The organism is Porcipelethomonas sp. (assembly GCF_051893655.1).
GTDB lineage: Bacteria > Bacillota > Clostridia > Oscillospirales > Ruminococcaceae > Porcipelethomonas.
In genome coordinates, this window is the sequence record NZ_JBJFHN010000083.1 from 1 (window position 1) to 10,943 (window position 10,943).

11 protein-coding genes are annotated in these 10,943 nt (G+C 34.2%); 5 read left to right on the forward strand and 6 right to left on the reverse strand.

The genetic code is table 11. From position 1 onward, the window contains the following. The coding region (locus ACI4WO_RS04910; RefSeq protein WP_439806445.1) for a DEAD/DEAH box helicase family protein at positions 1–884 on the reverse strand (884 nt) is incomplete at its 3' end. Between the two features lie 10 nt (positions 885–894). After that, positions 895–1,581, reverse strand: a complete 687-nt coding sequence (locus ACI4WO_RS04915; RefSeq protein ID WP_439806446.1) for a JAB domain-containing protein — start codon at positions 1,579–1,581, stop codon at positions 895–897. A gap of 173 nt (positions 1,582–1,754) precedes the next feature. Here ACI4WO_RS04915 and ACI4WO_RS04920 point away from each other — a divergent pair, with 173 nt between their 5' ends. Continuing rightward, positions 1,755–2,705, forward strand: a complete 951-nt coding sequence (locus ACI4WO_RS04920) for an RluA family pseudouridine synthase (protein ID WP_439806447.1) — start codon at positions 1,755–1,757, stop codon at positions 2,703–2,705. A 37-nt stretch (positions 2,706–2,742) separates the two neighbouring features. On the opposite strand, the gene ACI4WO_RS04925 is transcribed toward ACI4WO_RS04920, so the two are convergent. Together ACI4WO_RS04925 and ACI4WO_RS04930 are read right to left on the reverse strand one after the other, a co-directional pair. Continuing rightward, the gene (locus ACI4WO_RS04925) at positions 2,743–3,885 is read right to left on the reverse strand and encodes a ribose-phosphate pyrophosphokinase (protein WP_439806448.1); all 1,143 of its coding nucleotides are present in this window, start codon (positions 3,883–3,885) and stop codon (positions 2,743–2,745) included. Positions 3,886–3,906: 21 nt separating this feature from the next. Then, on the reverse strand, positions 3,907–4,437 hold the full coding sequence (locus tag ACI4WO_RS04930) for an inorganic diphosphatase (RefSeq protein ID WP_439806449.1): 531 nt from the start codon (positions 4,435–4,437) through the stop codon (positions 3,907–3,909). A gap of 297 nt (positions 4,438–4,734) precedes the next feature. Between ACI4WO_RS04930 and ACI4WO_RS04935 the strand changes: the two genes are divergently transcribed. From ACI4WO_RS04935 to ACI4WO_RS04945, 3 genes are read left to right on the forward strand one after another with little or no spacing between them, the layout of a single operon-like run. Continuing rightward, positions 4,735–5,694: an AAA family ATPase gene (locus ACI4WO_RS04935; RefSeq protein WP_439806450.1), complete on the forward strand. Its 960-nt coding sequence runs from the start codon at positions 4,735–4,737 to the stop codon at positions 5,692–5,694. Between the two features lie 10 nt (positions 5,695–5,704). After that, complete coding sequence (locus tag ACI4WO_RS04940) at positions 5,705–6,880, forward strand: DUF58 domain-containing protein (protein ID WP_439806451.1); 1,176 nt, start codon at positions 5,705–5,707, stop codon at positions 6,878–6,880. A 43-nt stretch (positions 6,881–6,923) separates the two neighbouring features. Further along, complete coding sequence (locus tag ACI4WO_RS04945; protein WP_439806452.1) at positions 6,924–9,422, forward strand: transglutaminase-like domain-containing protein; 2,499 nt, start codon at positions 6,924–6,926, stop codon at positions 9,420–9,422. Between the two features lie 7 nt (positions 9,423–9,429). On the opposite strand, the gene ACI4WO_RS04950 is transcribed toward ACI4WO_RS04945, so the two are convergent. Together ACI4WO_RS04950 and ACI4WO_RS04955 are read right to left on the reverse strand one after the other, a co-directional pair. Continuing rightward, entirely contained in the window at positions 9,430–9,777 is a 348-nt protein-coding gene (locus ACI4WO_RS04950; RefSeq protein ID WP_439806453.1) for a DRTGG domain-containing protein, read from the reverse strand. Beyond that, positions 9,774–10,196 (reverse strand): ATP-binding protein, encoded by a 423-nt coding sequence (locus ACI4WO_RS04955; RefSeq protein ID WP_439806454.1) that lies wholly within the window; start codon positions 10,194–10,196, stop codon positions 9,774–9,776. Before ACI4WO_RS04955 ends, ACI4WO_RS04950 begins: the two co-directional genes overlap by 4 nt. A 268-nt stretch (positions 10,197–10,464) precedes the next feature. On the opposite strand from ACI4WO_RS04955, the gene ACI4WO_RS04960 reads away from it, so the two are divergent. After that, a partial coding sequence (locus tag ACI4WO_RS04960; RefSeq protein WP_439806455.1) for an NADH-quinone oxidoreductase subunit NuoE family protein occupies positions 10,465–10,943 on the forward strand: 479 nt, incomplete at its 3' end.

The following is a 10,943-nucleotide window of genomic DNA, read 5'->3' on the forward strand; positions in this document are numbered from 1 at the left end:
ATATCATAATGAGTTCTCTGAGCAATCCTCTGAGCTTCAAGAAGCTTGTTTTCCGACTTAAAATATTCTATTCGCTCCGCAAGCTCTCTGTCGATTTCTTTAATGGCATCCTGCATTTTTGCACCGCTTACAATATAATGGCTTGCAGGAAAAATAGCCGCATGCTGCAATACTGACAGAACTTCCCCAGTAAGAACGTTAATTTCAGTAATCCTGTCAATTTCATCCCCGAAAAATTCTACTCTGATTGCCTTTTCATTTGAAGCCGCAGGAAATATTTCCACTACATCTCCCCTGACCCTGAACTTATTTCTGACAAAATTAACATCATTTCTTTCATACTGTATTGCAACAAGCTCACTTAAAAGCTGATCTCTTGATTTTTCCATTCCCTGACGTATTGAAACAACCATTGAACGATAATCCTCAGGACTTCCAAGGGAATAAATACAGGATACGCTTGAAACTATAATTACATCGTTTCGTTCTGACAGAGCTGTTGTCGCAGAATGACGCATTTTATCAATTTCATCATTTACCGATGAATCTTTTTCGATATAAGTATCTGTTCCTGGGATATATGCTTCCGGCTGATAATAATCATAATAAGATACGAAATACTCAACTGCATTATTTGGGAAAAATTCCTTGAATTCAGAGCACAGCTGAGCCGCAAGAATTTTATTATGCGCAAGTACAAGTGTGGGTTTATTGATATTTGCAATAATATTTGCCATTGTAAATGTTTTTCCGGAACCAGTAACTCCGAGAAGAGTCTGTTCCTTATATCCCTTGTTGATTCCCTCTGTCAGCTTTTCTATAGCCTGCGGCTGATCGCCGGACGGCTTATAATTTGTAACCAGTTCAAATTTACGTTCTTTCATGACTTCTCCTTTATTTCAAAAGCGTAAATGCCCCGGATTCTTTCAGGGATATAGCCTGTCCTCCGGCAACAATTATATGATCAAGAAGCATTATTCCAACTGGTTTCAGAGTATTGAAAATATCTGATGTAGCCTTGATATCTTCATCTGACGGAATTAAATCACCGTTAGGATGATTATGAGCCATAATAATGCTTTCACATTTATTTTTATATGTAAATTCAACTATTTTTCTTATATTCAGGCTAACGCTTCCCGGAGTACCCTCAGCAATTACGGTACAGTCAACAAGCTTCAGCTTATCGTTAATACAGGCTATACGTATTTTCTCATTCTTTTCTCCGAGAAACTGACTTTTAAAATATTCGCACACTCCCTTAAAGCTGCCCATAGAAAGGTTTTCTCTTTGTGGTTTCAAATATTCCTTTGCAAGCTCCGGAATCAGTTTAAGCAAAATAGCTGTTGAATTGTCAACTCCTTCAATTTCTTTCAGAGACTCTATATCAGCATCAAAAACTCCGGTTATTGTTTTAAACTGATCTATAAGTCTGTGAGCAATTTCATTTGTATCCACTCTGGGTCGGGAATAAAAAAGCAGAAGTTCAAGCTTTTCATGATCTAAAAAACCGGTAAAACCATTTTTTATAAATTTTTGTCTTACTCTTTCTCTGTGTCCTTTATGAATATTTTCCGCCATACTTCCTCCGAATATTTTACTGTCCGTTTTTACTCTATATATTATAATCCTTTTTTACAAAAAATAAAAGGCTTTTTTAAAAAATATATAATTAACTTTTATAATGCGGTTGAAAAAAGAAAAATAATATGATAAAATTAATTTGTTATTAAGCTTAATACGGAGATATTTTCATGAAAGAGTTTATTATAAATAAAAATGACAGCGGTCAGCGTACGGATAAATTTTTGTCCAAGGCTGTTCCCAAACTGCCCAAATCCCTGCTTTACAAATATATACGTCTTAAACGCATTAAAGTAAACGGAAAAAGATGTGAGATTTCGCAAATGCTTTCGGAAGGAGATATCATAAGTCTTTATATAAATGATGAATTTTTTTCAGTACTGCAAACTCAGAAATTTAAAGAGCCTAAAATAATACCTGAAATTATATACGAAGATGAAAATATAATTATTGTAAACAAATCTCCGGGTGTTGATGTTCACCAAGGCTCAGCAAACGGAAAGGATACTTTAATTGACATAATAAAAGCGTATCTTTTTCATAAGGGAGAATATAATCCCGCAGAAGAAAGTACTTTTTCACCGGCAGTCTGCAACAGGCTTGACAGAAACACTTCGGGACTTGTCATTGCTGCAAAAAACGCTGCCGCATTAAGAGAAATAAACGAACGAATCAGAAATCGTGAAATCAGAAAAACTTATCTTTGTATATGCTGTGGAACACCTCCCAAAAAGCACTCTGTTGAAACTGCATATCTGAAAAAAGGCCAGCATAATCTTGTGGATATAACAGACCGTCCTGAAAGCGGATACAAAAAAATTATAACTGAATATGATATTCTGGACTCAAGAAACAATTTTTCACTTGTAAAAATAAATCTTATTACCGGCAGAACTCATCAGATACGTGCTCACATGTCGTTTCTGGGTACACCTGTCCTCGGGGATGGAAAATACGGCAATGTTCCGGCAAATAAGCGTGCTGGCATATTCCGCCAGCAGCTGTGTGCATACCGTCTGGAATTTGATTTCAAATCTCCCGGAATACTGGATTATTTAAATGGTAAAGTATTTCAGACTGATGATACAAACTTTGAATGCAAAATATTCAATAAAAAATAGAATATAAAAAGCCTCTGTTTTCAGCAGAGGCTTTAAATTATTTCTGCTTTGCAAGCAGTGTTTTTATTTTTTCATGAGGATCAATAACTGTACTGATCGAAACATCATGATTAATTGAAGCGATAAAATATGCAATATATTTTGAAACATCAACTTCATGGAACCATGGTCTTTGTAAAAGCTCCGGAGTTCTGTAAGTAAGATTTGTACCGAATACTCCTGAAATACAGCCCTCTTCATAAGCCTTATCAAACTTTTCAAGTCCGTTGGTAAAAAGTGCATAAGTACAGTAAGCGAAAAATCTTCTTGCTTTTTTCTTTTTCAAAGCATAAGCTATATCGAGTACAGACTCGCCTGATGAAATAATATCATCAGCTACAAAAACATCCTTGCCCTCAACTGAATTTCCAAGATATTCATGAGCTACAATAGGATTGCGTCCATCAATAATTTTTGAATAATCACGTCTTTTATAGAACATACCCATATCAACGCCCAGTACTGACGCATAGTACATATTTCTGTTAAGAGCACCTTCATCAGGGCTTACAACCATGAACTCATCCTTATTGATAACAAGATCGTCAACATTTTTAAATAAAGCTTTCAGAACCTGGTATGACGGAATAACATTGTCAAAGCCCATAAGCGGAATTGCATTATGAACCCTGGGATCATGTGCATCAAAGGTTACGATATTTGCAACACCCATTGACTGAAGCTCCTGAAGAGCACATGCACAGTCAAGTGATTCACGGTAGCTTCTCTTGTGCTGACGTCCGCCGTAAAGGATAGGCATAATAACATTGATTCTGTGTGCTTTGCCTGAAATTGCCTGAATAATTCTTTTCAGATCCTGATAGTGATCATCCGGGGACATATAATTTTCTCTGCCGAACATTTTGTATGTACAGCTGTAATTTCCCACATCAACAATAATAAAAATATCCTTGCCTCTTACTGTAGATTCAATAAGACCCTTTCCGTCTCCGGATGCAAATCTCGGACACTGATTTTTTATCAGAAGAGTCTCCACATTGTATCCGCCTTTTTTTGCCCACTCCACAAGATACCTGTCAATCTGGTTTCCCAGCTCTGTAGCACCTCTGAGAGCTATCAGTCCCAGAGGAGCTACGCTTGCGTCTGAATTGAATAATACTTCACTAGCTTTCACTGTCATTTTAATTTTCCCTTCCTGTTATTATTTACAGAACTTATTTACATAATGTTCAATATCATTTGTAATAATAGTTTTTGCGCTTTCGGCATTTTCTATTTCATCAACAGCAGTAGTTTTATTTTCAAGTTCCTTATATACTTTGAAGAAGTGTATCATCTCATCAAATATATGCTTTGGAACTTCCTCAATATCCTTATATGTGTTATAATTCGGATCATCAAAAGGAATAGCTATGATTTTATCATCATGCCTGCCGCTGTCGATCATTCTTATAACGCCGATAGGATAACATCTGACAAGAGTCATAGGGTACAGCGTTTCAGAACATATAACCAAAACATCAAGAGGATCTCCGTCATCTGCATATGTTCTGGGAATCAGACCATAATTTGCAGGATAATGAGTTGACGTATATAATATTCTGTCAAGCTTTATAAGTCCTGTTTCCTTATCCAGCTCATATTTGATTTTGCTGCCCTTTGGAATTTCGATAACAGCAACAAAATCCTCAGCACTTATTCTTTTTGGACTGATACTATGCCAAATATTCAATTTTTACCGCCTCTCAGATATCTCATTGATATCAATATAAATAAACTGATTTTCAATATTAGTATATCCATTTTTTAATAATTTGTCAATGTACTTTAAGATTTTTGGCACAAATTATAAAAATTGTGTAAATTCAAATATTTTTTTCATTCCTTTTGAAATTAAAATTCATTTTTTTCACTTAAAATTCCAATAAAAACCGTACATAAAAATTATGTTTGATGAGTTTAAAAATTATTGAATTTAACAATAAATAATGGTATAATGATAAAAGATGTAAAGAAAGGACGAACAAATATGTACAGCAACAGCAATTTGTCAGCAGCAGTCAATAAAATAAGCGAAATTCTCAGTGAAGTAAACAAGGCAGTTATCGGCAAGGAAGATATTACTGCCAGAGTTCTTATGACAATTATTGCAGGAGGTCATATACTCATTGAAGATATGCCCGGTGTAGGCAAAACAACAATGGCTCTTGCATTTTCAAAAGTATTTTCTCTGGAATATAAACGTATGCAGTTTACGCCGGATGTACTTCCGACCGATATCCTTGGTTTTTCTGTTTACAATCAGAACAGCGGAACATTTGAATACAAACCCGGTGCCGCAGTATGCAGTCTTTTTCTCGCTGACGAAATTAACAGAACCTCAAGTAAAACACAGTCTGCACTGCTTGAAGTAATGGAGGAAAAACGTATTTCCATAGACGGCAAAAGCTATGAACTGCCCAAACCATACATTGTAATTGCAACGCAGAATCCTATTGGTTCGGTGGGAACACAGATGCTTCCGGAATCTCAGCTGGACAGATTTACCATAAGGCTCAGTATGGGTTATCCTGATCCAAAAAATGAAATAGAAATTCTTAAAAATAAAAGCTCTGACGGTCTGACAAAGATCCGTCAGGTATCAAATGCAAATGATATTATTCTTTTGCAGAAAATAGCAGAAAACATTCATGCCGACGATGCAATATACTCTTATATCGTTCATCTGGCTGACGCTACAAGAAAACACCCTATGATAAAACTCGGATTAAGTCCAAGAGGTACTTTAAGTCTTTGCGCAATGGCAAAGGCATGCGCTGTCATGTCCGGACGAGGATATGTTATCCCGGACGATGTGGCATGCGTTTTCAGAAATGTTGCTGAACACAGAATTATTTTAAATCATAAAGCCAGACTCAGCAATTTATCTGCCGGAAATGTTTTAACAGAAATTCTCAAAAGCGTTCCGGTACCAAAAATATCAGTATAGGATATATGTTATGATTATTACAAAAATATTATATTTGATTTTAATAATAATATCTGTTTTGTTTTATATTCTTTATATAGGAGATTTTTCTCTTTATCTTATGATTTTTATTCTGGCTTTTCCGATTGTTCTTGGAATAACAATGCTTATTGCAAAATTCCGGATAAAATTCAGCATATCAACGGTTTCTGCTGTTGCTGTAAAAAAGGGAAAATGCTGTATTAAAATTAATGCTGAAAATAAAACTATTTTCCCATTTTCAAACAGTCTGATAAAAATTGAATATAAAAATAAATTTTCAGATATAAAAAATGAAATGACTGTTTCTGTCCCTATTCATTCGCTTACTAAAGAAACATTAAGCTTTTATCTTTCCTCTGATTACTGTGGTATATTAGAAATAAAAATAAAGTCTGTAAAAATATACGATTATATAAAATTATTTTCATGCAGCATCAAACCGCATGCTGAAACAAAAATTTATATTCTTCCGGACTGTAAAATTTCACTTTCATGCAGTGATGAGAGAACTATAAATTCTGATGACAGCAATATTTTTTCAAAGCATAAATCCGGAGATGATCCATCAGAAGTTTTCGACCTTAAAGACTATGCTGCCGGTGACAAAATAAGCCGTATCCACTGGAATCTCAGTTCAAGGCAAAATAAGCTTATTACCAGGCATTACAGTCAGGGAATAAACTCGTCCGTAGCTGTAGCGGCAGATATTTCGTCCCAAAAAGGAGAAGCTGATGTTTATTCCATAGATACAGTTTTAGACGCTTTGTACTCCGTTTCGATGTTTTTTATAAACGGAGAAGTTCCTTTTGAATTATATATTCAATGCTGGAATGCAGATCAGCTTAAATGTATAGAAATATCAGATATTGATTCTCTCACAGATTCTTTTTTGTATATACTTGATAATGTTTCATCAGATTCAGAAGAAAGTATATTCAAAAACGCAGAACAGATCATTGACGGAAAATCAAAAGTATTTTTTATCTGTATAGGAAACAGTCTGCCGGAAAATATAATTTCCGGCTTGGATGATACAGAAATCTCTGCGATACTTGTTAATGATTCTTTAAATCAAAGCAGATTCAGCAGTTCAGAACTTGTAAGGATTTCGGAAATCCCACCCGGAAAGCTTACTGAAAATATAGAAAAAATTTTGTTAATGTGAAACAGAAGTTTTCTTATGCATTAGCATTAAAATGGAGATTTGTATGGAGCAAAACAATTCATATAATGGGATAAGGATTATTGACAGTATGCATCTGTCAGTGCCAAAAACAAGAAAAATAATAAATATTATCCCATTGATTATTATTGCATTTTTAGGTATATGGGGAACTGTATCTTCATATCTGTCAATGTTTAATATACATCAAACAGCATCAGTCAGATTATGCATTATAGTAATTTTTGCCATCCTGACAATTATATTTATGCTTCCTAAAAAAATTCAAATCATATTGATTCCTGCCATAATAGCATATACTGTTCTTCTTTACAGAAAATGGAATCAGTTCATACTAGGATTTAAAATTATATTTAATATGACTTATTCGGAAATATATCCGGAAAAAAGAGATTATTTCCGTCTTAAGGAAACAAATATTGATGATGCCCAGTTATTTTTATACTTTTCTATTTTCATACTTACCTTTCTAATATGCTATTTTACTTTTATTCACCCGAACTTTTTTATGGGATTTTTATGCACATTTCCTTTTATTGAAATCGGTCTGTATTACGGAAAATGTCCGGATATTATTCCATCTTTTATGATGATCATTTTCTGGACTAGTCTTCTGGTAATCCAGTTTTCCGGATATAATAACGAATCTGATAAAAAAGCATCCGGATTCTTCAGAAAGTATAACAACTTCATTGCCAAACCGGGAATTAAATTCCGTATTTCCGGACTTTCATCCCTTTACATCATAGTAATCTGCTGCATTATTTTTTCAATTTCTGCAGCAGCAATAAAAATATCCGGATATAATCGCTCAGAAAAAACAAACCAGATCAGAACAAATATGAAAACCGCGGCAAGCGAATTTACTTTTGAGGATCTGGGAGAAAGTCTTGAACGATTTTCGGAATCATTCGGCATAGGAAATTATAAAATGTATAATCATAAACTGGGCAATCTGAATTCAGTAACATTTAACAGAACAACTGATTTAACAGTCTTTGCCGATTCAGTTTTGGAAGAAAATATATATCTGAAAGGATATGTGGGTGCACAGTACAGTAACAACAGCTGGGCTGATTTTCCTGACGAGCTCTATAATAAATATGACAGTATGTTTTCGGAATTCTATGAAAGCAAAAGCTTTCCACAGGATATGCTGACTGATTATATGATGAATAATTATATAACAGATCTCAGTAATATAAAAATAAAATCAAAATTCAAAAATGAAAAATATAACTATACTCCTTATTCTTCAGTTCCAGACGGAGAAATAACATATATTAATGATACCATTATAAAACTTGACAGCTTCAGTGAATACTCTTTTAAAATAGGGTCAAAACAAATAGGTTCAGACAATCTTGAAGATTTTTTAAATAACTATCATAATGAAGATACAAATAAAACCTATACAGATTTTGTCCATGAAAATTACTGTAAAGTTCCGGATACCGATGATATGGATAATCTATACGAAAAATTTATTAAAAACAGCAATATACCATATGAGGATACTTATTCAAAGCTTGATTCTATAAAAAACATTTTATCAGAAAATGCTGAATATACTTTGCGTCCCGGAAAAACACCAGATTCAGAAGATTTTGTAAGCTATTTTCTCAATGAAAATCACAAAGGATACTGCGTTCATTTTGCAACATCCGGAATAATTCTGGCACGAATGGCTGGGATTCCAGCCAGATATGCTGAAGGTTATGTAATGCTGAAAGATGATTTCAGCGATGAAAATCAGCAGGAGGACGGTAGCTATAAAATTGAAATAAAAGATGAAAGAGCACACGCCTGGGCAGAAATTTATATTGACGGTCTGGGTTGGATTCCATATGAATTTACTCCGTCAGCAGCAGCGGCACTGAATCCGGAATACAATAACAGCACAAATAACAATACCGCAAAAATCACACTCCCAACACTGCCGCATATTTCAGGTTCTCAAGCTTCCCCACAAAGTCCGAAATCAAATACAGGCAGTTCCGAACATAAAACATCAGTAATTTCCACAGATGCTCAGACATTAATTTCATCCGGAAACAATAAAACCAGTACCGGCAAAGACAAATCAGAATTCCGGACAGAAATTATGCTGACAGCTCTGGCAGTTCTTGTTGCTGCACTAATCACAGGATATATTATTGTAAATCATATTTATAAAACAAAAAAACGTATTAACAGTTTTAAAAATGGTTCAAATAAAGAAAAAGCAATTTATGCATATAATTATATTATTTTACTGCTTTCATTTATAAAAATTGAAAACAACAATATGCAATATCTCGAATTTGCTGAATATGCTGAGAAAAATACAGAGAATATTTTCCATGACAATGAATTTGTAAATGCAACTTATACGGCACTGAAAGCAAAGCTAAGTGCTGAAAATCCTGAAAATTCAGAAACTGAAAAAATAATTAATCTCGGACTGAAAACAGCAGAAACAATATATCAGCAATTAAATATATTTAAAAAGTTTTATATGAAATATATTAAAAATTTAAAATGATAAAAGGTTATTGTATCTCATACTGCTTTCTCATAATATTTTCTATAACCAGAACTGTTTCATATACAGGCTCAGCACTTAAAAGTACTGAAACGTTATTTTCCTCTGCAAGCCTTATAAAATCATCATCCGGCTTTATTCCGTCGACAAGTATGACACAGGAAATGTTTCTGCGCTTTGCAACTGCAAGGGTGTTAATATGGGCTGAAACTGTAATCCATACATCATTTTCATTCAGCTTTCCCAGAGCATAGCTGTGAATATCCGTGCATAATATTTTACTGACACACCTGCTGTCATCGGTCATACAGCATACTTTAAATTTACACTTTTCAGTCAGATCCGCAAGCTTCACTTCAAATCAACACGCATTATCACAGTAGTTCCCTCTCCGGGTGCAGAATATATCTGCATATCATCGCTATACTTTTTCATACTTGAAAAACCCGTTCCCTCTCCGAAACCCAGAGATCTGGCATGCTCATCAGCAGTAGAATATCCTTCAGTCATCGCCTGCTCTATATCATCTATACCTGGACCATTGTCCTTAAGTACCATCATAATATATTCATCATTTATGTCAATAGTTATGTTTCCGCCTCCGGCATGAATCAGCATGTTGATTTCACCCTGATACAAGGCTGTAGAAACTTTTCTTACTATCTCAGAAGAATAGCCCATTTCCTTAAGCTTATCCTGAACATCTCCTGATACAGCACCCATATTTGCAAAATCATTATTCTTTACAATATAATCTAATTTTATATTATTCATTTTATTCTCCATCAAAACGGTATTTTGCAGATTATTTTTATATAATTATACCATATTTTTTTTAATTTGCAAATTCTTATCAGATTTTTACAAATAATAACATTAATTGTGAAATTTTTATCAAATTTGTTAACTATTGACAAATAGATAGTACTTTCATTGGTTATTTGTTGAATGGATTTTAAAAGGAAAATATGGTATAATTATATGCAAAGTATAATGTTATAATTTTTAATGTTATCTTTTAAAATTTCAAGGAGGTTCAATAATGAGCAAAACTAAAAATACGGTTGCTTTTAACGGTACTGCTGAGCAAAAAGCTGAACTGCTTAAAGTGATTGCTGAAAAAAAAGATGACAAGGGTGCTCTGATGCCTGTTCTTCAGAAAGCACAGGAAATCTACGGATATCTTCCTATCGAAGTTCAGACCATTATTTCAGATGAGATGAATATTCCCCTGGAAAAAATTTATGGAGTTGCAACATTCTATTCTCAGTTTTCACTTTTTCCGAAGGGCAAATATAAAATTTCAGTCTGTCTTGGTACTGCCTGCTATGTAAAGGGTTCAGGTGATATATTCAACAAGCTTCAGGAAAAGCTTGGAATATCAGGCGGAGAATGTACTCCTGACGGCAAGTTCTCTCTCGAAGCATGCCGCTGTATAGGTGCATGCGGTCTTGCACCGGTTATGACTATAAATGACGATGTTTACGGCCGTCTTACCGTAGATGAAATAGATGAAATTCT

Bases quoted from the DNA above. Each gene is read 5' to 3' on its own strand.
- ACI4WO_RS04940 (WP_439806451.1), top strand. From the start codon at position 5,705: ATGATTATTACAAAAATATTATATTTGATTTTAATAATAATATCTGTT.
- ACI4WO_RS04935 (WP_439806450.1), top strand. From the start codon at position 4,735: ATGTACAGCAACAGCAATTTGTCAGCAGCAGTCAATAAAATAAGCGAA.
- ACI4WO_RS04925 (WP_439806448.1), bottom strand. From the start codon at position 3,885: ATGACAGTGAAAGCTAGTGAAGTATTATTCAATTCAGACGCAAGCGTA.
- ACI4WO_RS04915 (WP_439806446.1), bottom strand. From the start codon at position 1,581: ATGGCGGAAAATATTCATAAAGGACACAGAGAAAGAGTAAGACAAAAA.
- ACI4WO_RS04955 (WP_439806454.1), bottom strand. From the start codon at position 10,196: ATGAATAATATAAAATTAGATTATATTGTAAAGAATAATGATTTTGCA.
- ACI4WO_RS04945 (WP_439806452.1), top strand. From the start codon at position 6,924: ATGGAGCAAAACAATTCATATAATGGGATAAGGATTATTGACAGTATG.
- ACI4WO_RS04920 (WP_439806447.1), top strand. From the start codon at position 1,755: ATGAAAGAGTTTATTATAAATAAAAATGACAGCGGTCAGCGTACGGAT.